We start from the raw sequence: 26,037 nt of genomic DNA on the forward strand, positions 1-26,037 counted from the left end.
CCCTTCTCCGTGTAGCTGTGGTTACTCGGTGTCGCTGCTGTTGGCCGTTTCCATGATGGGGGCGGGCTTGCGGCGGCGCTGCACGGCGAGGCCGGTCATGAGGGCCAGGCCGAGGGCGACGAGGCCGCCGGCGATCCAGCCGATACCGGAACCGTCGAACCCGGTCGAGGCAAGCCCCGCGGCGGCAGGCCGGACCTTCCGCAGGGTCTGCTCGTCCGGCTCACCACAGGTGCCCTCACTGAGGAGGACGGTCTTGGTGTCGTCGGTGTAGGTGCGTTCGATCCAGTTCACCCCTTCGCCCATGTCCGCGGTCGCGGTGAAGGTGGGGCCGGGGACCTCGGTGCGGCCGCCGATCACGATCGGTGGGGACTCGGCCTGGTAGACGGTGCTTGCGTCGCAGACGTTCTGGCCGTTGATGATCTTGTAGGCGGTGAAGGTCTGCACGGCGGTGTCCGGGTAGAGGGCGACGTCGGTGTGTACGGCGGTGTCGCCGTACTGCTCGCCGTCGTACACGGCCGGAACAGCCTTGGTCGTCACTCGCGGTGCTGTGACCGTCTCAGCGGCCAGGCCGAAGCCGTCGTGCCAGTCGGCCTGCAGCGTCGGTGCGACGGCGGCGTCCTGGCTGGCGAGGTTCATCGACCACACGGCGGTGATCTGCCCGGTGATCCCGGCAGGCTTCACGATGGATGCCTCCATGACCTCGCCGGGGCCCGTGCAGGCGGCGGTCGCGGTGCCGATCGGTTCCCGGCCTGCTGGGACCTCTGGGAGGTCGTTCTCGGTGTCGGCCTTGGGGTAGAACGCGACGTCCCAGTTCACGCGGACGCCGGAGCCGTCGCGGTTCGTCCGCCACACCGGGCTCGCACTGTCCGCGGCAACATCGCACGTCGCGTGATCCGTGATCGTGCCACCAACCCCCACCAGAGGCTGCTGCATCTCCGACGTCACCACCGGCTGGAACACCGTTGAACGCTGAGCCGGATCCTCAACGGGGACAGTGAAGGACAGCTCAGCCTTCGGCCCGGGACCGGCGGTGTGCTGCTGGGCGCCGCCGGCGGACTGGTAGACACCAATCTGCCCGGCATACCCCGACGACTTACTGAACGTTGCAGAGCCGCTGATCTTGTAATCGACCACACCATCCTCCGGGTTCCCCCGCACGGGCAGCACCATGCCGTTCGTCACACCAGCGATCGTCGCCGACCCGGTGTCGGTGAAGATCCCGTTCGTCAACGTGACCGTCCCCGTCGCATCCGCCGGATCCAACCCCAAAACCTCGAGCGTCCCTTCATAGTTGTTGGTGCTGTCGACATGTAGAGCGAGGCCACCACCGCCCCCACCTTGCTGGCCGGCGGTGACGCCGGCGGCGTCGGCGCGGATCTGCGCGAGCTTCGCGAGCACGTCAGCACGCTGCTCAGCCGGGACACGGCCGCCGTAGTAGGTGTCGCCGGACATGCCGTGGCTGTTGTACTCGACACTGTCGGCGAGCGACCACACGAACAAGTGCGTCGCGGCCGCCCAGTTGTTGTCAGCCAGCTGGCCGTAGTTCGACACCGCCCAGTTCACCCGAGCATTGTCGTCGGCACTCATCGACGCCCACGCCTGATTCCCCACGAACGCGCTTTCCCCGGTGGGAGGTGAGGCGAGGATCTCGAGACAGTAGGTCGCGATCCCGTTGATGATCTCCTGCCCGATGAACCCGGAACCCTGGTCGTACCCGTATCCGTGGGTCGCGGCCTGCGCCTGCTGGGTGAACGCCGGCGAAATCACGGAGGCGGTGCCCAGCGTCCCGCCGAGGAGCAGGGCACCGGTGAGGGTGAGGGCGCCGAAGCTGCGGGCCGTGCGGGTCTTCCGGAATGGGGTGATGGTGGTTGGTGGGGTTTCGGGCGTGCGCCCGAACCGCCACCGCTGGCGAGGCGCGACCGCACCCTGCAAGGTGTTGACGTCGTTCATGAACGACCTTTCTGTGTACGTACGAACACGTGATCGTGTCTCCGTACACAGACGCTTCCCTCGCGCGCAGGGCACCAAACTATGCCAGTACGAGGGACCTCGGAACCGCCTGGCGCATCCGGGACTGGAACTGAATCAACGCGGCCAGATGCGTCGCGGACGACTTCACTGGCGTATCCGGGTGACGCAGGTACCAGCGCAGCACCGACGTCTCATCCTCCTGGTTACGGGACCCCCACGTGATGTTCGCAACCGCTGAGATCTCTCCCCGCGACAACTCCGGGAACAACTCCCCCGCCGTGTTCATCTCGGACGCCACATACGAGCGACGCTGCACCGGGTTGACCGCCAACCACGACACCAGCGCCGGAACGTGACGCTGCCGAGACAGAGGCGTCTTCTGCTGCAGCGTCGCCACCGTCAAGGCCGCAGCCGCCGCGACCCGGCCGCTCACCAGATCAAGCGGGTCACCGAAGCTCAACTCCAACGACGCCAGCTTCAGATCGTCAAGAGCATCAAAGAACGTCAGACGACCCTTGGACCCCGACCGGCCGGTGTACCGGCCGACCATCCGACAGATCTCGCTCCACAACAGCCCCATCGGTTGCGCGGAAGCGATGAGCTGCCGGCACAAGCGCGGCCCCTCGATAAGCTCCAACACCACATCGAGCGCAGCATCCTCGCTGGACTCGTACGGGTGGTCCAGACGCCGCGATCGCCGGAGCGTCTTCTCGCCGAAGCGAGCTTCGAAGAACGCAAGCGCCGCCTCGAACGCCGCCGACGACATGAACGCCGCTCGTTCCGCGAGCACACACCGAGCAATGCTCCGGAGAACGTCGTCATCCGGCCCTGTCACGCCGACCTCGCCCAGTTCACCCGCATGTCCATGGCCACCAGGAGCTCGTCGACGAGGCCGACCACGCGGTATGCCGACTCGACGCCGGCCTGGAAGTCTTCCTGAGCATCCGGGTCCGCACGGAGCGTCGCGGCAAGAGCATCCGCATCAAGCTTCGCGAGAGCGATCTCCGTCTTCGCGATCTGCAGCACGATACGACTCACACTCGATTGCGCCGACCCACCGGTCTCAGGCGCACCTGCAGCCGCCTGATAGACCGTCTTCGCCCGCCGAAATGGACTATCAACCCGGCCCGTGTCATTCGCCAACTGAATCTCGCACCGGATCGCTGCTCGAGCGTCATCATCGAGCCCGGCCGCAGCCGCCCAGTCCTGCATCTTCAGGAATTTCAACATCGTCGTTCCACCGACCGAAACCCGGGCGCCGACGTACTCACGCCACTTCCCAACCGGGCCCGGCGACGAAGGGACCAAATTGGTCCCTTCGTGAAACGCCCCGGAATTCAGACGAAACACCACCTGGCGGCGCTGCAAAGCGACACGTGCATCGTACACAGGTCGCAGAACCTCTCGCACATAGCGCGCCTGAGTCAACAGCGGGACATCCGCGCGACCCAGACTCCGCTCCCACTCAATCTGCAACTGCAAACCCGGATCATCGACGCTCTCCCACACACGCGCATCGACATGCGTCCAACCAGCCTCACGAGCGAACTCCAACCGAGACCCACCAGCCAACAACCGACCATCCCGATCAACAGCCACCGGCATCAGCAGCGACGACACCGCATGCCTCGGCAGAGCAACCTCAACCTCGCCACCATCACGCCGCACATCATCGACGGCGAGAAGTGCCACAGCGGGAATCCTCGCCGCGGTCACAGCCGGAGGCTCGTCGGGTTGGGGCGTCTGGGCCAATGTGCATAAGCTCACCGACTGCATGGGCCGGTCGCTAGTAGTGCGCTCATGACTCCATGAAAGGGCATATTTGCGGGAAAGGCGGGGTCAAACCGGCAAATCTGCGTACCACCGTCTTGATAGTTAGACCATCGATGCAGGGAACTGAGTAGGAGAGGTCGCGTTACTCAAGCAGCCTGTGTCTGTGACACATGGGCCTCTACGGTCCCTTGACGGTAGGCCAAAGCCCAGCATGCAAGCTGTGGCTCGCTATCTGGACAGCTTCCCGCACCATGAAGCGACGTCCTCCATGAAGAGGGCTGGATCGGCGTTCCACTCGACGGCATGGCTGCTGTGGCGGAATGGGGCGAGCGTGATTCTGTCCGGGAAGAGGCTCTCCAGCAATTGCGCGTCTCTATACGGCGCGACGAGGTCACGCAGGGATGAGATCACCAGAGTCGTTGTGGGCAGTGACCGCCGCCGGATCCAAGACAGCGCGTGGAAGTCGATCGGCTCGGGCAGTCCAATCCATCTGCTGGTCGTTGGTCCGGAGAGCAAGTCCACGGCAATGCGTCCTACGACGGCGGGTAGATGCGCCTGCTTCACACTGTGTGTGATGCAGCTTTCCCAGTCCAAGATCGGCGCGATCAGGATCTGACCTTGTATGTCTGACCGGTGCCGCGAATCAGAGGCAATCTTCAACGCGATGCTGGCGCCGAGCGACCAGCCAACGAGGATGAATCGCCTCGCCCCGAGTGTTCGCGCGTATCCCATCGCGGCGTCGACGTCGTGCCACTCAGTTTGGCCGAGGGTTGAGGTGAACGGATCGAGCGTGTTGTCGGGATCGCCTCGATAGGACGGTACTAATGACGTATACCCGAGCCGACTCATGGTGTCGACAGACCGGAGCACTGATTCTCTGCCGCTCATCGCCCCGTGGATATGAACGGCCCAGGTGTCGGAGACTGAAGTGGGCGACGGGCGAAATAGCCAAGCCGGCGCAGTGCCGTGACGAACGGGTATCCGCACCTCGTCTGGCCGCAGGCCAGCTTCTTGTGGACTTCCGAACAAGTCGCCGACCACTCGTCCGCTGCGTACCTGGCCGAGTGCTGCTGCAATTTGGGGCGATACCTTTCGGTCCACCCAACGGCCGCGGCGGTCGGTCTCGATCACGCTGCCAAGAACGGCGTGGCACCTTTCCTCGTTGTACAGGAACCCCATTGGGGCGCGCTGGCGGCTTAACTCCGTACCGCCTAACCGAACCGAATCCTCTGTGGTGCCGAGGACTGGCGTTTCGCGCCGTCGGCGAGGTCGCACGACACGGACTGCAACCAGGGCACCGAGTACCAGCGGAACGGATCCTGCGAGGGCGAGGGCTATAAGAGAGGCCGTCAGGATCACTTCGCTACCTGCTCGGAACTTCGGGTGTCGCCGATCTGGTCTGTGCCCGCACTGTCGAATCGAAGCGCGATTCTCTCCACCGAAGCCGCATCTTCGTTTCTGAGCGACGAGCCGAGCAGGGCGCTGTCTTTGATCGCGATGAGCAGGCGGAACGCGTCAGCCCGGGGCTGACCCGATACGATCACGCGCGTGATGGAAGGGCGATGCTCCATTGGCGGCGTTAGTCGACGGCTGACGAACGTCAACCGTAGTAGCGCCAGGCGGTGGCGAGACCATACGGAAACCGCGGTCCACGCTACGCAACAGGTGATGATGACGATGCCGCCGAAAAACGGCAGCTCAGCCGCGAAGTAGGCGTGTTCGCGGAAATTGGCATCGCCCCATCTAAAGTGCACGGCGGTGAGATACGCCATTTCGACCGCGCAACCGAATATGACGCAGAGGTAGCCCACTAGCATCACGCGCAGCAATCTCGCTTGGCGGCTCCAGAGCATGCGCGCGGTATCAACCGACAGGAGTGCAATTGTGAGCATATAGATGGTCGTGAACAGCCACATTGCGGGCTGGTCTAGCCGATCGATGATGAACCGCGGTGATGTTGTTCCGCGTTCGGAGATGAGCATGAACGGCCAGCTGATCGTGACCACGAGGCAGATCAGGCTCCAGGGGAACAGCCGGAGCAGCCGACCGCGCATCCTCCAATCTGCGGTGACCTCCCGTTCGGTGGCCCGAGCGACTGCGGCCCGGTAGAACCAGAACGCGAATACGGCCAGGATGTCTCGCGCGAGCGTGATCAGGTTGGTCGACCCAAGCCAGGCGTCTAGCGTGGCGGAGGAAGTGCCGTCAAAACCCCATGTCGCCAAGGACAGAAGCCCCATGAGTGTTGCCACCCACGATGGCCGTATGCCCCTTTTGCCGCGGAAGGCAACCAGGCCGAGAAGTAGTACGAGGCAGATCGAGGTGATCACAGATGCACCTCGACAGATGAGGGCGGTGATGAACGTGCAGCACCTTCTATCGCCAGTGCAATGTCCTCCACGAGGCTCTCGATATCATCGGGATTTTCCTCGATTAGATGACCCGTGCACAGTTCTGTGACAGAGGTGTGGCTGGGGCCTCGCTGCGGCGAGAAGCCGAACACCTCCTGGATGATCTCGGATGGAGCGTGCGCCAGGAGGACGTGAGCCACCTCGTGCAGCCCGCTGACGAGCCGGTAATATTCCGCGTCGGTTCGTCGGACAAGAATCAGACCGACGTCGGCTGTGCCAACCCAAAGACCCGTGACGCGGGTGGTAGGGAGATCGTCGACCAGTACAACCCGGATCGGCCGCCCATATAACGCTTCGGTGACAGACAACACAGAACGCATTGAGGACCCTGGTGAGATGCCAAGGCGGCCCACGAATCGGCCGGCTCGTTCCGCCCGCGCGGCCGCATGACGGATGGAGGCGCGGCTTTCGGCCAGGCCTTGAAGGGGTGAGATCGTGACGCGCTTTCGACTGATAATCCTCAGCTCAGCACGCGCGGCGGTTCGAAACCACGTTGGATGTCCTGTTTGAGTATGTGACAGCCGAAAAAGTGTAGGTCAGCGCTCCGAGGTGCGTATTGCGCTGAGCGCCGTGGCGATGGTCTCGCCGATAGCTTCAAGATCTTGGGGTGCGATTCCGTCGACCGACCTGGCTGCAACCTCAGTCACTCCGAGGTCGCTCATCGCCCGGCGAAATCGGAGCCGGGCTTCAACCGCGACCTCAACCTCCGGATCGTCCTTGAGTAGATACTGCGGGTCAATCCCGAGAATCTCCGAGATGGAGAACAGAACCTCGGAGCGAGCCGGACTGGTGCCACTCAAGAGCTCCTGCCATGCCTTTCTGGGGAAGGCAAACCCTCGATGCGAGAGCGGACCCACGATGTCGAGGTACAGCGCGTCCAAGGTCTTCCCTTGGGAAGACGCCACCAACGAGAGTTTCTCGCCCACCCGAATGCTCTGACGGGGTCGACGACCTTGCGGCGAGTGAGACAGCGCCCTTTGTTCCGCGCGCTCCAAGATCTCGAGGTGGCTTACACCCAAGATTCGACTGATCTGGATGAGCTCGACTGACGTGACCGCTCGGTGTCCTCGAAGAATTCGATAGACGGTATCAATCTTGATCCCCGTCCGTTCGGCCAGATCTGTCGCATGAACAGCTACTGCCGCTTGGGCAGCACGAAGCTCGACGGCGATCGCCTGGTGGATCGCAGCTAGTTCGTCCTGTTGAAGCGCCATTGCGAGCAGGCTAGCCAACAGACCCTACCGGGCCAAACGAGCGGGTGTTTATGCCTGGAGGTATGCAGTTCTGCTTAGACGATCGCGCAGAAGTGCGCGTATTGTGGCAGGCTTGGAGCACGGACCCAGGCGGGGAGGTGACAAGCAATACGTGCGCCGAGCGGCCTAGAGGCCGCCGACATTGGGAAGCCGGTGTCGTGATCGGTCAGGAGGGAGAGGTGATGGCCCTGGAACATGACACGCCGTCCCCGCGACGAGTTAAGTCGCACTTAAGCCGCCACTATGGGTGCATGGCTGGTGACAATGCAGGAAAGAAGCGTAATCGTCTGCCCTCCGGCGTGAGGCCGTGGAAGGGTGGCGTGACCCTTGATCCGTCCTACGGGGCGGCCATCGAGACGGCTGCGAAGCTCTCAGGCGATCTCGCCCCGTCGCTGTACCTGCAGCTGTTGCTGAGTCAGATCGTGGAGCGAGACGACGACGGCAACATTGCGCTGCCTGTCGTCAGCCCCCACCTACCAAAGACTCAGGAGGCACACCAAACAGCCGCTTAAACGAAGAAGCCCGATGCTTTCGCATCGGGCCCCTCAAAGATTCGTAGCCCAGAACCCCAGTCTCGCCAAAGTCTCGGTTCGAGCTAAACCACACAGGAAGTGAATCCGGATCAGCCCGGAGGCTTCTCCATATCCACCCACAGGAGGTGATGGAGCCATAGTAACTCATGCAGGCGCGTTTGCGCCTTCTTTCGCGTACCTTCTCGCGTGTCGCGTGTCCCCCAATGCGCGGACACTGGCTCCGCCTTCCTCCGCCGATGTGAATCCGCTCCGTGTGCGCGCCGGTCAGTGCGGGGCGTCGTGGTGAGGGCTGTGCGGTCGACGTCGGCCGGTGTGCTCGAGCGCCAGGGCGTCGTGGAGTGGGACCCGTGGGAGTTCACTCGGCTACTATCAGCTCACTCGTCTCAGGTACAGGTGATGCCGCGCGACGCTGCCGGCGAGCTGGTCGCGGGCTCATTCAACCTGCGGCGGCCGCTAACGGAGGGTTCTCCTAACGCCCCGTGGGCGGTGCATCTGGCCGGTGATGATGGACGGTTCTACCTGTTGGCCTTCGATTTCGACGGCCGCGATGATGAAGCAGACGAACGGTTCGACCAGGTCGACGCTTTCCGACGACTCTTGGATGAGTTGATGATCGAACACGTGTTGTGTCGGTCATCCTCGTCGGATCGCCGGCACGTATGGGTGGCGATAGACCGGACGATCGGTGCCGACAGCGTTCTTGTCCACCGGCTGGGTGAGACTGCGAAGCAGTGCTACGGAACACTCGACTGGGGAATGATGTCGAACCTGCGCACGGGTGCGTGTCGCCCACCGCTCTCACCGCACTACAACGGCTCCTCATCAGTTGTGCTCGAGGGCCAGCTGGAGTGGCTGCTGGACGCGTCGACGTCCCTGGAGCAGTTGCGATCGCTCCTCGACCGTCTCAGCGCACAAGTTCCTGAACGCCAGGAGTATCTGTCACTCGCCAGCCGCTCTGCGCCGGTGAGCGACACGGAGTTGCCTAGCGGCCGCCGCCCACTGACCGAGCTCGGGGAGTCGTTCATGGGCGCCGCCGGCGGCGGCGCCGACCCGTCCGTGGACGCCTATCAATGCCTCCTGTCCGCGCTCTACGCCGGATGGTCCCTGGGGGACGTCGCCGGCATGGTGCGCACCGCTCCTGGCCTTGAGCACTACCGCACCCGCAACCTCGGCAACGGCCGTCGCCGCCCCAGAAACGAGCGAGACACCCGCACACGTCTCGAGCGGGACTGGATCCACGCCCGCAACACCGTCCGCGTACGCCACCAGGCGTTCCTCGCGAACCAGCGCACAGCCCCGCCCAAGCCCGCCCGCAGGACGGCTGCGCAGGACGCCGAACTCCACGCAGTCCTCGCCGACGTCGAATGGATCCTCGACAGCTTCCGCATCACCCCAGGACGTTGGGGCGGCCGGCACGGCGAAACCTCAGACCGACACGTCCTCATGGCTCTCGCATACCTCACTCTGCACACGGGCAAGCGCACTATCGCTGCGTCCACGCGCACCTTGGCCACCATGACGAACACCAGCCACACCACCGTCGGCAAAGCGCTCGCCCGCATCACTGCCCGAGGCTTCATCCGGCCCGTCGCCCCAGCCAGCGGCACCAACGCAGCTCTCTGGGAGCTCATGCCCAGGCACCAGCACTTGTCCACAGGCTCAGACTCGGGCCGTCCACAACCCTTACAAGAGCACGCCCCCCCTCCCCCGCTCTTCGAGTGGAGAACTGCCAGCCTGAACACACTGGAAGCAGAGCTCGTCGCGCTCCAAGAAGACATTTTCAGCCATCAGGGACTCGGCGTTGTCGCAGGCCGCCTCTTCGGGCTTCTGACACGCGGCGCCACGATCAGTGTCGAATCCGCTGCTGCGCTCCTCGGGATCTCGGCCCTCCAGACAGCACATCTGTTCTCACGGTTGAAGAAACACCACCTGGTCACATACCGGAATGGTTCGCTTACGCACACGAGACGAAAGCTCCTCGGCAAAGTCGCAGAAGCCCTCGGAGTTACTGGCGTACTCGAGCGACGACGCCAACGCTTTCAACGAGACAGGGATCTTTGGGCGTGGTTCGTTGACGATCTCACCCAGGCAGCCATTCCCCCATCCCAACGACGCAACCGAACCAAAGCTGCGCAACCGACCCTTGTATTCCTCCCCACTCTCGAACTCTCGGATACCGGCTACCCCACGTACCCACGTGTCGATGGCAGCAGCGGCCTACGCGACACGAAACAAGCAGCATCCGACTACGACGCCGGCTACCTCGACCATATCTTCGGCAAGATTCGAGCCGCGTAGACGCGGAGGATGGGCGAGTTATGACCGCTACTGACGTTGATGCAGAGACCGTGACCCGATAAAATACTGCTCGTGGTAAACAAATACAAGAGTGTTCCAACGCTCGAACCGCAGGACATTTGCACGGTCATGTTTGAGAAGCTCTCTCTTCCGCAGCGGGATCATATGGTGCGCCTGCTTGACGAAGTCCCGTACCTGGAGAACCTGGACGACGTTCACGATGCGTTCCTCGAGGCTCTCGGTGTCATGACCAATGAAACGCTCACCGAGCGACGCGTCGAGAGGCAAGCCCGCAAGATCGCGTTCGATGCCGCCCAGTCGCCCTACGACAAGGAAGCAGATGCAATCCTTCTCGAGCGCGGCTGGGCTTCAAGAAGAGAGGCCTGCCCGACAGACTTATACATGGATTCTTGGGAGCTCAGCGGAGTGCATCATGGCGTCACCAGAACTGCCACGATCCTCTGCATGACCCAGTCGACGTTCGATGTCAACTGCGACGACAGAGGGCCAGGTAACTCCCACCGGCAAACCTTCACGAGCCTGGCACGGCTGGTAGCTGCTCTTCCGAAGATGGAACGTTGGGTGGGGGCGACGTCACGGAGTTCTCACCCAAGTTCACTTTACAAGAAGCGAACCTGAACCGATCGCGAGTCTGTTCGGTCGTCTGCTCTCAGTGACTTGAGTCGGGTTGATCAACTGCCCCTGCCGGCACGGTGCCACTCCGACTGTGACTTCGCCGAGCTCGCAGGCCTCAGCCACTCCACCACAGCCGCTGCGCTCCTGCGCCTCCAGGCGGCCGGGTTCATCAGACGCGTCCAGGAACACCACGGCACCAACGCCGCCACCTGGCAACTCAGAACCCAGCCCGGACAGTTATCCACACCCACAGATCTAGGTCGGACACTCCCCCGAACGATCGCCGCCGCCCCGGCCGAACTCTTCAACACTCGCTGGCTGTTGCTCGATGAGACAGAGCAGCACCTGACAGACCTTCGCCACGATGTGTTCAGTTACCAAGGTCTCGGACATCACGCAGGACGCCTGTTCGCGCTCCTCAACGACGGCGACACCATCGACATCCCCACAGCAGCCGCACGACTGGGAATCAGCGTCTCCCACGCGGGCCAGATCCTCTCGCAGATGGTCGGTGCGCGGCTGCTGGTGAAGCGCGGAGTCCGATGGGGCAGAACCCTTCGCAACGTCCTCCACCGTGCCGCGGAACTGCTGGGAGTCGACGGGGTACTCGGGCGCCGACGAGCGCGGTTCACCATGGAACGCATTCGATGGCGCTGGTGGCTCGACCACCTCACCGCACGCCACTCCCCCGCCACTGCCCGCTCCCCCAGACCCACCGTTCAACAACCCACCCTCGTCTTCTTCGACGCCCAAGAACACAACGCCGGCATCCTCCGCTACCCCCACAGAGCGGACCAACCAGACCGACCAGATCACCACCTGGCCGCTGAGCACGTGTACGCCGGACGCCTCGACCACCTTTACGGTCAGGCAGCCGCCTAAGGGTGTGTCGTCACAGGCACCAAGCGCCGACTGATTCAGGGCGTCGCGGAGCGCCTGGGCGTAGATGGCGTTCTACAGCGACGTCGCGAGAGACTCCAACGAGACCGAGGCCTCTGGGCATGGTTCGTCGACGACCTCACCCAGGCTGCCGCTCCCCCCTCACGACGACGTAACCGCACACGAGCGCAACAGCCGACCCTGGTCTTCCTCCCGACGCTCGAACTCACCGACACCGGACACCCGGTCTATCCACGCATCGAAGGCCCCGGCGGCCGCCGAGACACGAGGCAGGCTGCGTACGAGTACGACGCCGGATACCTGGACCACATTTTCAAGAAGGACAAGCGCGCCGCGTAGGTGCTGTGTCGAGTGGTCTCTGGTGTGGTCGGCGTGACCACCCGTCAGGTGCGTCACTGTCAATGCAGGCATTGCTTGCATCTGAGAGCCCTTGCGCTTAATGCCTGCAATACGTGTATTATGGGCGTAACGGGTATTGCTGGCATTACGGGCAAAACGACTAGGGTCACGGAAACCGGCGAATCGGGGTTGTCAGCATTACCCGTAATGCAGGTAATACTGCTGTAACATTCAATAGACGTAATGCAGGCAATATGGAAGGTAGTGACATGGTCACTCTGGACCGATCAGTTCTCGAGCGTGTGCTTTCGTTCATCAACGGCAAGGGGGGAGTGCTCAAGACGACCTGCACGGCAAACGTCGGTGGAATGTTGGCGGCCAGCGGATATCGCGTTCTCGTGGTCGACTTCGATCCGCAGGGAAACCTCGCCGAGGACCTCGGCTACAGCGACGACGACCGCAACGATCACGGACGTGCGCTCGCATCCGCATTGCTGTTCGGCGGCGAGATCGAACCCCTCCGTGACATCCGGGCAAACCTGGACGTCCTGATGGGAGGTCCCGCGCTCGACAGTGCGACAGCGGCCCTCTCGGCGAAGGCAACAAAGGACCCGAACGGCGCCAAGCTCGCCCTCGCCGTAATCCTGGAGCGCCTGGCACCCGACTACGACATGATCCTGATCGACTGCCCGCCAGGCGATGAAATGCTGCAGACGGCGGCAGTGGCTGCCTCGAGGTGGGCCGTCGTGCCGGTGAAGAGCGACAAGTCGAGCCGTAAGGGCCTCGGGGCAGTCGCCGCCCGACTGGACACTGTCATCGACGTCAACCCCGACCTCGACCTCCTCGGCGTCGTTCTCACCGACGTCGGCACCTCTGCACACGTGGTGCAGCGCGAAGCGAGACTCCACATCGGCGAACTCTTCGGTCGTGACGACGTGGTCTTCACGTCCACCATCCGACACTCCGAAGCCACCGCACAAGCAACGCGCGAACGAGGGCTGCTCGTCGCAGAACTCGACGAGCACGTCCGCAAAGGGCCGAAGTGGTTCGAAGTACTCCGGGGGAGCGCCACGGCGGAGGGCCTGTCCCCACGCAGCGCTACCTCAGTCGCAGATGACTTCCAGGCCCTGACCGTTGAAATCGTCGGCCGCATCACCGCGGCCGAAGAACGCCTCGAGCAGCGAGAGCAGGAGCAGCCCGCATGAGCGAATCAACCGACCGCACGATCGGCGGGCTGACTCCTCGCCGAAACGCTGACGCCCCGCTTCGGCGACTGCTGCGAGAGAACCGCCCGGTGACGCCGGCTCCCGTCGTCGCTGAGTCCGTGGAGGCAACCCCGACTGTCCCAGCCACTCCCGAACTCCCCAGACGGATCCCAACCCAAGCGCCGACGGTTGCACCCGCGGGCTCAGAAGCGGCGGGTTCCGCTGCCGGCGCCGCCAAGAAGCCGACCGTGAGCGTCTACATGCATGCTGCCGAGCGCGATGCGGCGCGGGCAACCTACAAGGCGACCAAGCACCTCGAGAACGACGAGAGCTTCTCCGACTTCGTCGCGAAGGCCGTCCATGCTGAAGTCCGCCGTCGCGAAGAAGCGCACAACGACGGACGCCCCTTCGAATCCCGAGGAGCCGAGCCGCTCTCTCCAGGCCGCCCCATGCTCTAGAGCAGCCAACGCCTCGTGCGCCCAGCCGGCATCACTGAGCTGGCTGGATGAGGGCGGGGGAGTCCCCGGTGACCTTGCCGACCGGGTGCCACTCGAGATCCTCAGCGACGGGCAGCGCTGCTCTGACGGCCTCGTCGACGAGGGCCTGGTCGCCGACGACGGTCGGATCGAGCCAGACATCCCAGAAGCTATGGGGGAGTGGCACGGGGTTGCGGTCGTGAATGTGCTCCAAGGTGTGGACAGCGTCGGAGGTGAGGATGGTCGCCGTGAGATGCCAGCCATCGTCGTCCCCGGTCGCGGCGGGATCCTTCCACCAGGTGTAGAGGCCGGCCATCGCCATGAGCTCGCCGTCCTTGGGTCGGATGAAGTGCGGTGTCTTGACGCCGCTGTCGGGATCTGTCTGCCACTCGAAGTACCCGGTCGCTGGGATGAGCGCGCGTTTGGACTTCACCGAGGCCTTGAACGACGCCTTCTCGGCCGCGGTCTCAGAGCGGGCGTTGAAGCTCGGGAACTTCGTCTTCAGCTCCTCCGACCACGACGGTACGAGCCCCCACCGGGCCTGCTCGAGGCGGCGCAACGGTTTGGCCTCGCCCTTCGCGGTCTCGAGGATCACAGCCACCGGCTGGGTCGGCTTGATGTTCCAGGACGGGGTCCAGTCCTGGTAGTCACCGCCGGCGACCACGAACTCTCGGATCAGGTCATCGGTTCTGGCGTCGAGCGCGAATCGTCCACACATGCCGGGAGCCTAGCGCCGCCCACCGTCGTCAGCTCGTCGTGAGAGACGCCGACGTCTCTCGTATCGCACGCTATTCGAACATATGTTCTACTTGGGTGATGGGTGAGAACAAGCGCTTCGGATCTGGAATCACGGACCCGGTCCTGCACGAGGCGTTGCTACGGCCAGTGCCGATCTCGTTGACGCCGCTCGAGCGCGGCGCCGATGTCGTTCCCGAAGCTCCTGCGCCCGTTGACGTCGACGCGTGGGTGCGGTTCCCGGAGGCCTCAGTGCGGGTGCACGGGCGAGCGGTGGCGTGGACGGACAAGGCGGTATGGGTGGAGTTCTCCCTGCGCGACGGCACCCGCCGGCGGGCATGGGTGTGGGCATCGGCGGTCGATCGCCGATGATCGGTGGGAGCCATGCCCCCAATGCCACACACCTAAGTCACTCGTGAGTGGCAGTTGGGCTGCCGTGTCTCGCTTCGCGAGCCTTTGCCACCGGATGAGTGGCGGCGTTGAATGCGAGGAGGATCGTTGGCATGGCGGGGGAGGGAGGCATGCCGGGAGCTGGTCGTTGGGGGAGTCTCTGCTTAGTGATCCCGAGCTGACAGGAGTTGGTGGCTCATGGGATGATGCGAGCTCGACGCGATCCCCCGTGAGCGTCGGGCATCTAGCCCCCTCTGGCCTTCTAATCCAGAGGGGGCTAGATTGACACGGAGGTGGATACGGATCATGACACGAGGGGGACCGAATGGCCGTCAATGAAGAGAGCCGGCAGTTGGAGATCGCGGCGGAGGTTGAAGCCGCGGTCCGCTCGCTCGCACACTCGACCCGGACCGTCGTCAACCCGGCCGACTCTTACCGGATGCTGGGGGAGTTGGGCGCCACCATCGACTCGTTGACCCAGGTCTGTGCACAGCTCGCGACCTGGCATAAGGGAACCGTGTCGGGCAAGCAGTACACCGGCGACGACGACGGCATGACTCAAGCGGCCGCAGACCAGCTGCAGGAGGCCGTCACGTACCTCAACGTCGTGTCCCGAGCGCTGGGCCAGGCTCATTCTGCGAGCGGCGACGTCCGCTGGAACGGCGGGGGAGAGGCTGCCGCAGAATGACAACCCCGGCGCGGACTTGCCCCTATGAGGCGGTCGCTTACCGCGACGGCCGGTGGTGGACGTTCGAGATCCCCGGACTCACCACCGAGTCACCTCGAGGCGCCGAGCACCGCGTCGTGGCCATGGGCCAGGCTCGAACCGTGAGCGAGCTCGCAGGGGCAGCGCGCGACGTCGCCGCGCTCTGGCTCGACGTCGACAAGGACAGCGTGAACGTCACCGTGACCGTCCACATGCCCGAGGATGCCCAGGAAATCTGGGATGCCTCCGCTACCCGCGAGGAGGAAGGGCGAACAGCGGTGAAGGAAGCAGCGCAGCTCAAGCGTGCCGCGGTCCAGGCCCTCACCGCCAAGGGCATCACCCAACGCGATGCTGCGCTGCTGCTCGGGATCTCCGCGCAGCGCATCAACCAGCTGGTGCACGAGTCATGAACCGCCAAAACATGACCCCTGGGAGACACGATGAAGCAGGCGAAATGCCCAAACGCGCCATTGAACTGTTCACCGAGGTTGAGCTGACCCATTTCCTTGAGGCCGCTCACGATCGAGCACGCGCTCAAGGGGGAGTGTTCGTGTTGGACGAGGCACGCGAGATCACTATTGCACCTTGATTCTGCTCAGCCGCTCGCATCATTGCCGGAGGGTCATGAGTCAGCGTCGCCGCCTGTGGACACAGCAGACTCGCTGAGTCCCGCTGGTACTACTCGACGGCGAGGATTCGGGGGATTTCATGCCGGAGGGCCGTGACGGTCGGTGCGGCTGTCGCGGCGAGGATGAGTGCGAAGCCGCCGTCCGCGATGAGGCCGATGGTGGTGGTGGCGACAGCGGGGAACTCTAGACCGAGGGTGGTAGCGATGATGACGCCACCGGTGAGAGCGGCGAGCGTGCCAAGGACGGCCGCCGTGGCGGCGTAGATGGTGGCCTCCCAGATCGCGGTGAATAGGGTCGACTGCTATGTCGAGCCGGTGGCTTGGATGAGGGCGCATTCGCGTTCTCGGGCATGTCCCGACATGAACATGGTCGCGGCGGCGGAAACAGCGGACATCAAGACGCACGGTGGAGGAGATCTCACGACCGAGAGTTAGACCGCTCCCGCCGAGGTCGCGGCCATCTACTTCGATGCCGTGGGAAGCGGCAACTTCCCCACCGCGATGGCCCAACTGCGCCCGGAGGTGGTGTGGCACCAGCCGGGGGCCAACCAGTTCTCCGGGGACCACGTCGGCGTCGAGGGGGTCGGTGCGCTGCTCGGCGGGATGAGGGAAGCCTGAGAGGGCAGCTTCCATCTCGCCGTGACCGGTCCCGCGATGGTTGACGGCGAGCTCGTCGCCGTCCCGGTCCGCTTCATTGGCACGCGTTCCGGCGCGTCGATGGACATGGCGGGCGTGGATCTGCTGGCCGTCCGCGACGGCAGGATCGCCGCCGTGGACCTGTTCTCCGAAGGCGGCCCGGCGGAGGACGCCTTCTGGGGCCGTGGCTGATCACGCGTTGCGGACGACAGAGCAGCCCCGCGACCTCATAGTCGCAGGGCTGCTCTGTTGTTTCGCGATACCTGTCCAGCGTGCGTCTCTCACGACCCGGGCGGCTTGACCACCGATCATGGATGGTCAGTTGCCGAGCTACTGCCGGACAAGCGCGGTGGTTGCCTCGATGCCGGCGTTGAGCGATCGCTTCACGGTGCACAGCTTGTCGATGACCCGCGCTGCGCTCGAGACCAGCTTGTCGTGCTCGCCCGGATCGAGCTCCGACGTGTCCACCGCGATTGTCGTGACGAGCTTCTCCACTCGGTTCTGCTCCGCATCGTAGACGGCATCTACGGTCGTGACGGCATCGAAATCTTCTCCGAGCCTGCTTACCAGCTGAGCCTCGGCGGAAAGGGACGCGCAGCCGGCAAGCGCAGCCTGCAGCAATTCGACCGGTGAGAATGCGCCGGCGGCACCAGGTGCCCCGATGCGCAGTTCGGCACCGGCGCTATTGCGAACGGTGTAGGTGCCGGCCGCGGTGCGCTGAGCGACGAGCTCGGGAATGGGTGCATGTCCTGCCATGGTGAATATCTCCTTGGTTCTTGGAACGTTCGTGAACACCTGAGGGCCTGGGTGTCCGGTGATGGGGTGAGCAGTGTCCCGGAGATCCTCGATCGTCGGACGACGCCGAAAGCCGCTTCGGGTGCTCTTCGTCAGACCGCGCCGCGGCCCTGGGCAGCGGAAGTCGGCAAGTCGCTCTTGCTCAGCGCCTCGCCGGTCTGCAGAGCGGCGGTCCATCCTGCGGTGTCGGTGACGGCAGCCCAGTTCGAGTGCAGCAGCGCCATGAGGGTCTCGTGGACCTGCTGGGCGGAGGCGCGTCCGGCCTCGTTGGACAGGTCGATCGCTCCGGTCGCGTCGGAGAGGACCTCAACGGAGAGGCCGAGCGGTTCGGCGGCGGCTGCGGAAGCGAGCACGCAGTTGTTGGTCATGTACCCGACCAGGGTGATGGTGTCGATGCCCTGCTCGAGCAGCCATGCCGCGAGGTCGGTACCGGCGAAGATGCTCGAGAACTGCTTGCGCACGCGATGCGCTGCGCGATCCTCGTGTGCGGCGACCGCGGGGTGGTTGTGCCAGGTCGGCGATCCGGAAGCGAACACCGGGGCCTCGGCGGGCAGGTCGTGCTGCACGAGCACGACCGGGACGCCGGCTTGCTCCGCGGCCTCGATCGCTGAGCTGGCACGGGCGATCGAGGTGTCGCGATCGGGGTACTGGATCGGCAGGAGTCCCTCAAAATATTCCTGCTGGGCGTCGATGACGATGAGGGCGCGACGGGGTGCGGTCATGGTGTTTTCTCCTGTAGGTGGTGCTTTGGTCGAGGGGCTGATTGACGGCCACGGCCAGGAAGACCGACCGGTCTGCCTGGCTCTTCAGGGTAGACCGGTCGGTCTGATATGGTCAAACCATGACGACCGGGCGCGACCTCGCAGTGCAAAGCGGCTCGTCCGCTCGCGAGCGGATCCTCGATGCCGCCACGCGACTTTTCTCCGAGCGCGGCGTCCGCGCGGTGGGCGTGGCCCGGGTGATCTCGGAGGCGGGGGTCGCCAAGGCGACCTTATACGCGCATTTCCCCTCGAAGGACGACCTCGTGCGGGCCTATCTGGCCCGTCAGGCCGATCGCACGGAGCAGGAGATCAAGGCCCTCGAACGCGAGGGTGTCGGGGGAGTGCAGCTGATCCGGGCGGTCTTCAACCTGGCTGCCAGAGCCGCGGCGCAGGACCGCTATGCGGGGTGCTGCTTCATCACGGCAACAGCCGAACATCTCGAGGACGCGGCCGGGGTCGCCCAGGTGCTGGCCGATCAGCGCGCCTCACTGAGGGCCCGGTTCGTTCGCTGTATCGACGACGACGATCCGCACCGCCGGGACCGGACGGCCCGGCAGCTCGTGGCGCTCCTCGACGGCGCGAAGGTAGCCTCGCTTGAGGACGGGTCGGCCGCCTTCGACGCTGTGGTGCCGCTGATCGGCGCCCTGGCGGCTCCGTCCCGGGCTGGAGCTGCCGGAGGGCGAGCTCAGTCTTGATCGTTGCAGCTGCTCGAGGTCCTCGAACTGTGCCGTGAAGGTGGCCAGGATTTCGCGGCCAGAGCGCCGTCGATGATCCGGTAGCCGGCGGTGATGGTCATGAGGATGCACTGGTGCTCGATCGGCGTCCCTCCCTAAAGTGTCACGGGCTGCAAGGGCGCGCCGACGGCGAGAATCGCGCCCTGGAATGGAGTGACCAACGCGTCAAAGCGCTCGATGCCGAGCGTGCCGAAGTTGTTGATGATGAAGGTCGCGTCGTTCATGTCCTCGATGGCGAGCATTCGGGTGCGGGTGCGGTCGGCGAGCGTCCGGGTGCGCCGCGAGATCTCACGCAGGACCATCTGGGGAATATACCCCCTATGGGTATTGTTGACTCTCGTCGAGCCCGATCGCAGATCGAATCCCGCGCTCGCGTGCGTGGGCCAGGAGGAAGTACCCGATGACATCGACCAGGACACCGACGCGCAGTGGACTCGTGCCTCTGCTGACCATCGCCACGGCGCAGCTGATGCTCGTGCTGGACGACTCGATCGTGAACATCGCCCTGCCGAACATCCAGGACGAGCTCGGCGTCGATCCGGTGCATCTGCCGTGGGTGGTCAACGGTTACATCCTTGCCTTCGGTGCGCTGCTCCTCCTGGGAGGCCGGATCGGAGACTTGTGGGGACGAAAGCGCGCGCTTCAGATCGGGCTCGCCGTCTTCGTCGTCGCCTCCCTCGTCGGCGGTCTCGGACAGAGCGTCGAGGTGCTCATCGCCGCCCGCGCGGTGCAGGGGCTCGGGGCGGCGATGGCGGCCCCGAACGCGCTCGCGCTCATCGCCACGACCTTCGCCGACCGCAAGGCCCGCGACAACGCCCTCTCGCTGTACGGCGCGATGAGCGGCTTCGGCGTCATCCTCGGCCTCCTCCTCGGCGGCGTGCTCGCCGGGACACTGGGCTGGCGGTGGGTGTTCTTCATCAACGTGCCGATCGGACTGCTCGCCCTGGCCGGCACCCTCACGCTCGTCGGCGCGGACCGTCACCCCGGTCGTCTCGGCGGCGTGGGCGCGGCTCTCGGCACCGGAGGCATGGTAGCCCTCGTCTCCGCCATCACCCGGTTCGGGGAGGACGGCTTTGCCGACCCGATTGCCTGGGCGCTGATCGCAGGCGCTGCACTCCTGCTCGCACTGTTCGTCATGGTACAGCGCTCGAGCGCCGCCCCGCTCATTCCGCTGAGCCTGTTCCGCGACCGGAGCCGCACAGGCGCGTACCTGAGTACGCTGCTGCTGGCGATCGGGCCGATGGGTGCCTTCTACGTCATCACGCTCCATCTGCAGCGAGTTGAGGGCTACAGCCCCTTCCAGACAGGCCTCGCCTGGCTTCCCTTCGCCGCAGGCATCCTGGTCGGGGCCGGCGGCGCGCCGAAGCTCCTGCTTCGCGTCGCCCCCCGAATCATCGCCGCGAGCTCCGCCCTGCTCGGAGCTGGCGCAATGTTCTGGTTCTCCCGCATCGACGTCGACACCGACTACTGGCTGCAGCTGTCAGTGCCCATGTTCCTCATGGCCGTCGGCTACGGTGGCGGACTCATCGCTCTGACCCAGGCCGCGGTCTACCGCGTCGACCCGGACAAGGCCGGCATCGCCTCCGCCCTGTTCAACTCCGCCCAGCAGATCGGTGTCGCGCTGGGGCTGTCGACGCTCGCGGGCATCGCCGCCGCGGTCACCGCCCGTGCGTCCAGCACAGGGCCCCACGCTCTCGTCGAGGGCTACAGCGCTGCCCTGCTCGCGGGGGCCGGCGTCCTCCTGGCCGCCGCCCTGCTCGCTCTCCTCGCGCTCGCGGGGAAACCTGCCGAAGCGTCGGTGCAGGGCGGCGGCGGCCAATAGTCACAGAAGGCGGCTGAGGCCCTGTCAGGCCGACTCCCGCACGACCGTCGTGAAGAGATCGGCGGGATCGGTCGTCTCGGGAGCGGCGTCCTCGCGCAGAACCGAGGTCACGGCGCTCACGATGCGCCGGGCCTCGGCCGCATGGTCGATGGCGATCGTCGTCAGCGGCGGAGAGGCGAGACGCGCGGCGGGGATGTCATCCGCGCCGACGATGGCCAGATCCTCCGGGACGGACGCGCGAGCGAGTCGAGTGCCCGCGAGCAACGCCTGGGCCACCTCGTCGTTGTAGGCGCAGACCGCCGTCACGGGCTCGCCCAGCCCTCGCCAGTGCCTGATGGCGGACGAGGCGGACTCCGCCTCGAGCCCCACGGTGCGCACCTCGGGTGCGGCCAGGCCGGCCTCCGCGCACGCCGTCTGGACGCCTTCGAGCCGTGGCTCGGCGAAGTCCCGGAGCGACACGTGCTCAGGGTACGCGTAGCCGATCCTGGTGTGCCCCGCCGCAATGAGATGCTCGGCCTGGAGCCGACCGATCCTGACGTCGGGACGCACGAAACGCGCGCTCCCGTCGGGCTCGCCGGCGAAGAGGACCGCCACGCACTGCACGCCGGCTCTGCGCATCGCACGCTCGGCGTCCGCGTCGAGGGGAGTGTAGGACAGCACGGCGGCGGGGGAGATGTCGCTCCACACGGCCTCGATGGGGCGCACCCCCGTTCCCTCGATGTGCGTCACCAGTGTCAGGCCGTGTGCGTCGAAGCCGGCGGTGAGCTCGGCCAGCAGCGCCCCCGAAGCCGAGCCGAGCGGCCATGGCTTCACGATGCAGAGCACGACGTCGGACCGGCCCCGCTTCAGCGTCCGAGCGGCCGCGGATGGCGTGTACCCCAGGCGAGCTGCGGCGTCGAGCACGCGCTGACGCGTCGTGTCGGGGATCGACTGATGGGGTGTGCGGTTCAGCACGTAGCTCACGGTCGAGCGAGCCACCCCCGCCTCCCGTGCGACGTCGGTGCTGGTAACCCTCTTGCCAATTCCCGTTCCCATCCGTCCCGCCGTTCCGTGCTCTGCATGCTGTCTGATCGATTGCTTCTTGACGCGTCTATCAGCAAGTGTAAGACTGACTCCTGTCACTGACTCGTGTCAGTGACAGGAGTTGGCACAACGGGGTGCAGGTCGGGCCCTAGATGCCCGCCGGTCCCACCCTCATGTCGTCAGCTCGTGAATCCGAGCGGAGCGCGCCTGCGCATTTGCTCCTCACCTTCGGCATCGAGAGCAGGCCCGGCCATGAGCAGCCCGTCCCACCCGTATCAAGACCCGTCCCTGAGTCCGGCGCAGCGCGCCGAGGACCTCCTGTCGAGGCTTCCGCTCGAGGACAAGGCCGGGCTCATGTTCCAGCCCCTCGCGACCCTCGGTGACTTCGACACCCCCGGGCCGATCGGGTACCCCTCGACCCGCACCCTGCTGGAGCGACGGATCAATCACTTCAACATCCTCCAGGCGCGCAGCGCGAAGGAACTGGCGCAGTGGGCGAACGCCGTGCAGGCCGAGGTGCGGAGGCAGCCATTCGGTATCCCGGTCACCATTTCGAGCGATCCGCGCCATGCCTTCGGTAACAACCCCGGCACCGGGCTCGCTGCGGGACCGTTCTCCCAGTGGCCGGAGCCTCTCGGGTTCGGTGCGCTCGACGACCCGGAGCTCACGGAGCGCTTCGGGGAGGTTGTCCGCCGCGAGTATCGCGCAGTCGGTATCACGCTCGCCCTGCATCCGCAGATCGACCTGGCGACCGAGCCCCGCTGGTCGCGCACCGGCGGCACCTACGGGCAGAGCGCGGCGACGGCCTCCCGCCTGGGCGTCGCCTACGTCCGGGGGCTCCAGGGCGAGGAGCTCGGTGCAGGCTCGGTCGCCGCGATGGGCAAGCATTTCCCCGGAGGGGGACCTCAGCTAGATGGCGAGGATCCGCACTTCGCGTACGGCAAGGAGCAGGTGTACCCGGGCGGGCTGTGGGAGATGCACCTGCAGCCGTTCAAGGATGTGCTGGCCGCAGGGATCTCGCAGATGATGCCCTACTACGGCGTGCCGATGGGCACCGAGTACGAGGAGGTCGGGTTCAGCTTCAACCGGGAGATCGTCACCGACCTGCTGCGACGAGAGCTCGGTTTCGATGGCATCGTATGCAGCGACTGGGGGATCATCGGCGCGACGCCCTGGGGTGTTGAGCACCTGAGCTTCGAACAGCGCATGGTCAAGGCCCTCGACGCCGGGATCGACCAGTTCGGCGGGGAAGCCATCCCCGGAACACTCATCGGGCTCGTCCGATCGGGGGAGGTGAACGAGTCCCGCATCGACGAGTCCGCCCGCCGTCTGCTCCGGGAGAAGTTCACCCTCGGTCTGTTCGACGATCCGTTCGTCGATGCGGAGCGCGCGGAAATCGTCGTTGGCGCCGCAGACGCCCGGGAGGAGGGGCTACGTGCACAGACAGCCGCGCACACCCTGCTGATGAACGGCACAACGAAAGCGCACCTTCCGCTGGAGCGGGGCATCTCGGTCTACGTCGAGGGTATGGATCCCGCAGCTCTTGCCGGACGGGCGAATGTCGTCGCTGCGCCCGAGGACGCCGATGTCGCGATCCTGCGCGTCGCGGCTCCGTTCGAGCAGCGAGGCGTCCCCGGCGACCTCGAGTCCTTCTTCCACGCCGGCTCGATCGAGTTCCCCGCGCAGGACGTCGAGCATGTCGCGGCCGTCGCGAGCGCGGCCCCCACCGTGGTCGGCGTATACCTCGACCGCGGCGCGGTCCTGACGCCGCTGCTGCCCCACGTCGACTCCCTCATCGCGGAGTTCGGAGCGAGCGACGAGGCGTTCGCCCGGGTTCTCTTCGGCGAGGCCGAACCACTGGGACGCCTCCCCATCGAACTGCCTTCGTCGACCGAGGCCGTGGAGGCCAGCCGGCCCGACGTCCCCTCTGATTCCGTAGATCCGGCTTTTGAGTACGGCTTCGGTCTCCGATATGAGCATTGGCAGCTCCGCCCGCAGCCCACCGATGCGGAGCGATCCGCTACGACCGTCTCCCGGCGGCGCGGAGGCCGCTACCGCCTCGACCGGACGAGCATCGGACTGCTGCTGAAAGATCCCGACGCCCGCGCCGTCCTCGCCGAGGATATGCCCGAGCTGCTGGACCACCCGATGCTGAACGTCTCCCTCGGCATGGACGTGCCTTCCGTCGTCGCGATGGCCGGCGACCGCGTCGATGAGACTCGCCGCCAGCACCTGCTGTCCCGCCTCGCAGCGCTCTAACCCCGCCCATCACCTGCCTGAACCACCCTCGCATGCCTCCGCCACGGCGGGCCGACGGCGTGCACTCGAGAAAGGAACCGGAACATGTCCGGTGCAATCCCCACGTCCGCCAACGCGATCGTCAGACGCGTCGGGGCAGGCTTCATCGTCCTCTACGTTCTCGCCTACATGGGTGTCTGGCTGGCACTGCTCGCGCCTGTCCTGGTGACACTGCCGTTGAAGATCAACTCGCTCGTTGGCGCGGAAGCGGCCCCGGGAGCGCTCGGTCTCGTCACCGGCATCGGCGCTCTGCTCGCTCTCATCGGAAACCCGCTCTTCGGCAGGCTGAGCGACCGCACCACCTCACGCCTGGGCATGCGTCGCCCGTGGATGATCGTTGGTCTCGTCGGTGCGGTCGTCGGCCTCGCCGTCATGGCTGCCGCCGGGTCCATCGGGATGATCGTCCTCGGCTGGTCGATCACCCAGCTCTCCTTCAACGCGCTGCTGGCCGCGATCGTCGCGATCATGGCCGACCAGATCCCCGAGCGCCAACGAGGCATGGTCTCCGGTGTCCTCGGCATCTGCACCCCGCTTGCCCTCCTCCTCGCCGCCTACGTCGTCCAGCTGGTCGCGCCGCTCGGACAGTTCGCCATGTTCATGTTCCCAATGGCCATCAGCTGCCTGGTCGTTGTCATCTTCATGATCGTTCTCAAAGACCGGCGACTCGAGGCAGTCGATCGGCCCGCATGGTCCCTCCACGAATTCGCATCGACGTTCTACACCGATCCTCGCAAGGCCCCCGATTTCGCTTGGGCGTGGGCCAGCCGGTTCCTGTTCGTCATGGGGCAGTCCTTCCTGCTGACCTACCAGGCGTTCTACCTGCTGGGGAAGATCGGCGTCACCGAGACCGAGCTGCCGGACAGCATCTTCATCGCCACCTTGGTCTCCTCGGTCTGCTGGATCCTCTCCAGCCTCATCGGCGGCAAGCTTTCCGACGCGACCGGACGCCGGAAAGTGTTCGTCCTAGCATCGGCACTCGTGTATGGGATCGGTCTGCTCGTGGTCGCTTTCTCCTCGGAGATGACCATGTTCCTGATCGCCATGGCGATCACCGGTGCCGGCATAGGCATCTATTTCGCCGTCGACCTCGCGCTGGTCACCGATGTCCTGCCCGACCGCGACAACGCCGCGAAAGACCTCGGCGTGTTCAACATCGCCAGCGCACTACCCCAGTCCATCGCCCCGGCGATCGCCCCGGCGATCCTCGCCCTGGGCGGAGGGGACTACTCCGTGCTCTTCCTCGTGGCCGGGGCCTGCACGATCGTCGGCGCCCTGGCGGTCCTGAAGGTCAAGGGCGTGCGATGACCCCGCGTCCGGCCTGGCCTGTGCCGGACGCGCCCTGCATCACGATGGAAACAACCGATCGAGAAGGAGAAGCAATGCACGACCACAACGAGGAAGCAAGGTTCATGGCGGACATCAAGGACGCCGCACCGGAGATGGTCTCGGCGTTCTTCGGCTTCGATAAGGCCGTCTTCAAGAAGGACACCGGGAACCTCGATCTCGCCACCCGAGAACTGATCGCGGTCGGGGTCGCGGTCACCACCCAGTGCCCGTTCTGCATCGAGGACCACGCGGGGCGCGCCGTCAAGGCCGGCGCGTCCAAGGCCGACGTCGCCGAGGCCGTCATGGTCGCCGCTGCCCTGCGCGCCGGGGGAGGGGTCACTCACGGATGGAAGGCCATGAAGGCCATCTCCGCCGAGGAGTGACCCGCACG

General features: G+C 65.3%; 28 protein-coding genes. 16 read left to right on the forward strand and 12 right to left on the reverse strand.

The features are described 5' to 3' along the window. Positions 1 to 21: 21 nt before the first annotated feature. The 7 genes from IFU11_RS18095 to IFU11_RS18125 all read right to left on the reverse strand — a co-directional run bounded on the left by IFU11_RS18095 (position 22) and on the right by IFU11_RS18125 (position 7,366). Positions 22 to 1,950 (reverse strand): thioester domain-containing protein, encoded by a 1,929-nt coding sequence (locus IFU11_RS18095; protein ID WP_192019835.1) that lies wholly within the window; start codon positions 1,948 to 1,950, stop codon positions 22 to 24. Positions 1,951 to 2,029: 79 nt separating this feature from the next. Further along, positions 2,030 to 2,761 (reverse strand): hypothetical protein, encoded by a 732-nt coding sequence (locus IFU11_RS18100; protein ID WP_192019836.1) that lies wholly within the window; start codon positions 2,759 to 2,761, stop codon positions 2,030 to 2,032. A 41-nt stretch (positions 2,762 to 2,802) separates the two neighbouring features. Then, on the reverse strand, positions 2,803 to 3,663 hold the full coding sequence (locus tag IFU11_RS18105) for a hypothetical protein (protein WP_192019837.1): 861 nt from the start codon (positions 3,661 to 3,663) through the stop codon (positions 2,803 to 2,805). A 309-nt stretch (positions 3,664 to 3,972) separates the two neighbouring features. Then, positions 3,973 to 4,923 carry an alpha/beta hydrolase gene (locus IFU11_RS18110; protein WP_192019838.1) on the reverse strand — a complete coding sequence of 317 codons (951 nt, stop codon included), beginning with the start codon at positions 4,921 to 4,923 and terminating at the stop codon, positions 3,973 to 3,975. A gap of 176 nt (positions 4,924 to 5,099) precedes the next feature. Further along, on the reverse strand, positions 5,100 to 6,071 hold the full coding sequence (locus tag IFU11_RS18115; RefSeq protein WP_192019839.1) for a hypothetical protein: 972 nt from the start codon (positions 6,069 to 6,071) through the stop codon (positions 5,100 to 5,102). Next, entirely contained in the window at positions 6,068 to 6,472 is a 405-nt protein-coding gene (locus tag IFU11_RS18120; RefSeq protein ID WP_192019840.1) for a hypothetical protein, read from the reverse strand. Before IFU11_RS18120 ends, IFU11_RS18115 begins: the two co-directional genes overlap by 4 nt. A gap of 216 nt (positions 6,473 to 6,688) precedes the next feature. Then, positions 6,689 to 7,366 (reverse strand): helix-turn-helix domain-containing protein, encoded by a 678-nt coding sequence (locus IFU11_RS18125; RefSeq protein WP_192019841.1) that lies wholly within the window; start codon positions 7,364 to 7,366, stop codon positions 6,689 to 6,691. 290 nt (positions 7,367 to 7,656) lie between these two features. Between IFU11_RS18125 and IFU11_RS18130 the strand changes: the two genes are divergently transcribed. The 6 genes from IFU11_RS18130 to IFU11_RS18155 all read left to right on the forward strand — a co-directional run bounded on the left by IFU11_RS18130 (position 7,657) and on the right by IFU11_RS18155 (position 13,774). Then, positions 7,657 to 7,917, forward strand: a complete 261-nt coding sequence (locus IFU11_RS18130) for a hypothetical protein (protein ID WP_192019842.1) — start codon at positions 7,657 to 7,659, stop codon at positions 7,915 to 7,917. Between the two features lie 417 nt (positions 7,918 to 8,334). Further along, complete coding sequence (locus tag IFU11_RS18135; protein WP_192019843.1) at positions 8,335 to 10,236, forward strand: hypothetical protein; 1,902 nt, start codon at positions 8,335 to 8,337, stop codon at positions 10,234 to 10,236. A 72-nt stretch (positions 10,237 to 10,308) separates the two neighbouring features. Further along, positions 10,309 to 10,875 (forward strand): hypothetical protein, encoded by a 567-nt coding sequence (locus tag IFU11_RS18140; RefSeq protein ID WP_192019844.1) that lies wholly within the window; start codon positions 10,309 to 10,311, stop codon positions 10,873 to 10,875. Between the two features lie 363 nt (positions 10,876 to 11,238). Then, positions 11,239 to 11,754 (forward strand): hypothetical protein, encoded by a 516-nt coding sequence (locus IFU11_RS18145; RefSeq protein WP_192019845.1) that lies wholly within the window; start codon positions 11,239 to 11,241, stop codon positions 11,752 to 11,754. A 626-nt stretch (positions 11,755 to 12,380) separates the two neighbouring features. Beyond that, entirely contained in the window at positions 12,381 to 13,316 is a 936-nt protein-coding gene (locus tag IFU11_RS18150) for a ParA family protein (RefSeq protein WP_192019846.1), read from the forward strand. A 248-nt stretch (positions 13,317 to 13,564) separates the two neighbouring features. Beyond that, complete coding sequence (locus IFU11_RS18155; protein WP_192019847.1) at positions 13,565 to 13,774, forward strand: ParB family protein; 210 nt, start codon at positions 13,565 to 13,567, stop codon at positions 13,772 to 13,774. A 31-nt stretch (positions 13,775 to 13,805) separates the two neighbouring features. On the opposite strand, the gene IFU11_RS18160 is transcribed toward IFU11_RS18155, so the two are convergent. Further along, positions 13,806 to 14,510, reverse strand: a complete 705-nt coding sequence (locus tag IFU11_RS18160; protein ID WP_192019848.1) for an SOS response-associated peptidase — start codon at positions 14,508 to 14,510, stop codon at positions 13,806 to 13,808. Positions 14,511 to 14,608: 98 nt separating this feature from the next. Here IFU11_RS18160 and IFU11_RS18165 point away from each other — a divergent pair, with 98 nt between their 5' ends. The 5 genes from IFU11_RS18165 (at position 14,609) to IFU11_RS20040 (ending at position 17,079) form a co-directional block, all read left to right on the forward strand. Further along, entirely contained in the window at positions 14,609 to 14,899 is a 291-nt protein-coding gene (locus IFU11_RS18165) for a hypothetical protein (protein WP_192019849.1), read from the forward strand. A 343-nt stretch (positions 14,900 to 15,242) separates the two neighbouring features. Then, entirely contained in the window at positions 15,243 to 15,605 is a 363-nt protein-coding gene (locus IFU11_RS18170; protein ID WP_192019850.1) for a hypothetical protein, read from the forward strand. 140 nt (positions 15,606 to 15,745) lie between these two features. Then, a complete protein-coding gene (locus tag IFU11_RS18175) occupies positions 15,746 to 16,033 on the forward strand; it encodes a hypothetical protein (RefSeq protein WP_192019851.1) in 288 nt (95 codons plus the stop codon). A 692-nt stretch (positions 16,034 to 16,725) separates the two neighbouring features. Continuing rightward, positions 16,726 to 16,869 (forward strand): hypothetical protein, encoded by a 144-nt coding sequence (locus IFU11_RS20035; RefSeq protein ID WP_199862373.1) that lies wholly within the window; start codon positions 16,726 to 16,728, stop codon positions 16,867 to 16,869. 21 nt (positions 16,870 to 16,890) lie between these two features. Continuing rightward, a complete protein-coding gene (locus tag IFU11_RS20040) occupies positions 16,891 to 17,079 on the forward strand; it encodes a nuclear transport factor 2 family protein (RefSeq protein WP_199862374.1) in 189 nt (62 codons plus the stop codon). 138 nt (positions 17,080 to 17,217) lie between these two features. Here the strand turns inward: IFU11_RS20040 and IFU11_RS18185 are convergent, their stop codons facing one another. Together IFU11_RS18185 and IFU11_RS18190 are read right to left on the reverse strand one after the other, a co-directional pair. Next, entirely contained in the window at positions 17,218 to 17,643 is a 426-nt protein-coding gene (locus IFU11_RS18185; RefSeq protein WP_199862375.1) for an OsmC family protein, read from the reverse strand. A 131-nt stretch (positions 17,644 to 17,774) separates the two neighbouring features. Next, positions 17,775 to 18,404, reverse strand: coding sequence for a cysteine hydrolase family protein (locus IFU11_RS18190; protein ID WP_192019852.1), 630 nt, complete (start codon positions 18,402 to 18,404; stop codon positions 17,775 to 17,777). Between the two features lie 119 nt (positions 18,405 to 18,523). Between IFU11_RS18190 and IFU11_RS18195 the strand changes: the two genes are divergently transcribed. Beyond that, a complete protein-coding gene (locus IFU11_RS18195) occupies positions 18,524 to 19,138 on the forward strand; it encodes a TetR/AcrR family transcriptional regulator (RefSeq protein ID WP_192019853.1) in 615 nt (204 codons plus the stop codon). A 134-nt stretch (positions 19,139 to 19,272) separates the two neighbouring features. Here IFU11_RS18195 and IFU11_RS18200 read toward each other — a convergent pair whose 3' ends face one another. Continuing rightward, a complete protein-coding gene (locus tag IFU11_RS18200) occupies positions 19,273 to 19,479 on the reverse strand; it encodes a 2-oxo acid dehydrogenase subunit E2 (protein WP_192019854.1) in 207 nt (68 codons plus the stop codon). Positions 19,480 to 19,577: 98 nt separating this feature from the next. On the opposite strand from IFU11_RS18200, the gene IFU11_RS18205 reads away from it, so the two are divergent. Continuing rightward, complete coding sequence (locus IFU11_RS18205; protein WP_192019855.1) at positions 19,578 to 20,999, forward strand: MFS transporter; 1,422 nt, start codon at positions 19,578 to 19,580, stop codon at positions 20,997 to 20,999. A gap of 24 nt (positions 21,000 to 21,023) precedes the next feature. On the opposite strand, the gene IFU11_RS18210 is transcribed toward IFU11_RS18205, so the two are convergent. Next, on the reverse strand, positions 21,024 to 22,034 hold the full coding sequence (locus IFU11_RS18210) for a LacI family DNA-binding transcriptional regulator (RefSeq protein WP_192019856.1): 1,011 nt from the start codon (positions 22,032 to 22,034) through the stop codon (positions 21,024 to 21,026). Positions 22,035 to 22,274: 240 nt separating this feature from the next. Here IFU11_RS18210 and IFU11_RS18215 point away from each other — a divergent pair, with 240 nt between their 5' ends. From IFU11_RS18215 to IFU11_RS18225, 3 genes are all read left to right on the forward strand, one after another. After that, a complete protein-coding gene (locus tag IFU11_RS18215; protein WP_192019857.1) occupies positions 22,275 to 24,281 on the forward strand; it encodes a glycoside hydrolase family 3 protein in 2,007 nt (668 codons plus the stop codon). Positions 24,282 to 24,365: 84 nt separating this feature from the next. Then, a complete protein-coding gene (locus tag IFU11_RS18220; RefSeq protein WP_192019858.1) occupies positions 24,366 to 25,625 on the forward strand; it encodes an MFS transporter in 1,260 nt (419 codons plus the stop codon). A gap of 74 nt (positions 25,626 to 25,699) precedes the next feature. After that, a complete protein-coding gene (locus tag IFU11_RS18225; protein WP_192019859.1) occupies positions 25,700 to 26,029 on the forward strand; it encodes a carboxymuconolactone decarboxylase family protein in 330 nt (109 codons plus the stop codon). The last annotated feature ends 8 nt before the right edge of the window (positions 26,030 to 26,037 follow it).

The organism is Plantibacter sp. CFBP 8804, assembly GCF_014841225.1.
Taxonomy (GTDB): domain Bacteria; phylum Actinomycetota; class Actinomycetes; order Actinomycetales; family Microbacteriaceae; genus Plantibacter; species Plantibacter auratus.

Excerpts from the sequence above, each read along its gene's own strand:
- IFU11_RS18110 (WP_192019838.1), bottom strand. The coding sequence starts at position 4,923 with ATGGGGTTCCTGTACAACGAGGAAAGGTGCCACGCCGTTCTTGGCAGC.
- IFU11_RS18225 (WP_192019859.1), top strand. The coding sequence starts at position 25,700 with ATGCACGACCACAACGAGGAAGCAAGGTTCATGGCGGACATCAAGGAC.
- IFU11_RS18120 (WP_192019840.1), bottom strand. The coding sequence starts at position 6,472 with ATGCGTTCTGTGTTGTCTGTCACCGAAGCGTTATATGGGCGGCCGATC.
- IFU11_RS18095 (WP_192019835.1), bottom strand. The coding sequence starts at position 1,950 with ATGAACGACGTCAACACCTTGCAGGGTGCGGTCGCGCCTCGCCAGCGG.
- IFU11_RS18200 (WP_192019854.1), bottom strand. The coding sequence starts at position 19,479 with ATGGTCCTGCGTGAGATCTCGCGGCGCACCCGGACGCTCGCCGACCGC.
- IFU11_RS18135 (WP_192019843.1), top strand. The coding sequence starts at position 8,335 with ATGCCGCGCGACGCTGCCGGCGAGCTGGTCGCGGGCTCATTCAACCTG.
- IFU11_RS18220 (WP_192019858.1), top strand. The coding sequence starts at position 24,366 with ATGTCCGGTGCAATCCCCACGTCCGCCAACGCGATCGTCAGACGCGTC.
- IFU11_RS18125 (WP_192019841.1), bottom strand. The coding sequence starts at position 7,366 with ATGGCGCTTCAACAGGACGAACTAGCTGCGATCCACCAGGCGATCGCC.
- IFU11_RS18160 (WP_192019848.1), bottom strand. The coding sequence starts at position 14,510 with ATGTGTGGACGATTCGCGCTCGACGCCAGAACCGATGACCTGATCCGA.
- IFU11_RS18205 (WP_192019855.1), top strand. The coding sequence starts at position 19,578 with ATGACATCGACCAGGACACCGACGCGCAGTGGACTCGTGCCTCTGCTG.
- IFU11_RS18190 (WP_192019852.1), bottom strand. The coding sequence starts at position 18,404 with ATGACCGCACCCCGTCGCGCCCTCATCGTCATCGACGCCCAGCAGGAA.
- IFU11_RS18130 (WP_192019842.1), top strand. The coding sequence starts at position 7,657 with ATGGCTGGTGACAATGCAGGAAAGAAGCGTAATCGTCTGCCCTCCGGC.
- IFU11_RS18185 (WP_199862375.1), bottom strand. The coding sequence starts at position 17,643 with ATGGCAGGACATGCACCCATTCCCGAGCTCGTCGCTCAGCGCACCGCG.
- IFU11_RS18215 (WP_192019857.1), top strand. The coding sequence starts at position 22,275 with ATGAGCAGCCCGTCCCACCCGTATCAAGACCCGTCCCTGAGTCCGGCG.
- IFU11_RS18170 (WP_192019850.1), top strand. The coding sequence starts at position 15,243 with ATGGCCGTCAATGAAGAGAGCCGGCAGTTGGAGATCGCGGCGGAGGTT.
- IFU11_RS18165 (WP_192019849.1), top strand. The coding sequence starts at position 14,609 with ATGGGTGAGAACAAGCGCTTCGGATCTGGAATCACGGACCCGGTCCTG.
- IFU11_RS18195 (WP_192019853.1), top strand. The coding sequence starts at position 18,524 with ATGACGACCGGGCGCGACCTCGCAGTGCAAAGCGGCTCGTCCGCTCGC.
- IFU11_RS18150 (WP_192019846.1), top strand. The coding sequence starts at position 12,381 with ATGGTCACTCTGGACCGATCAGTTCTCGAGCGTGTGCTTTCGTTCATC.
- IFU11_RS18210 (WP_192019856.1), bottom strand. The coding sequence starts at position 22,034 with ATGGGAACGGGAATTGGCAAGAGGGTTACCAGCACCGACGTCGCACGG.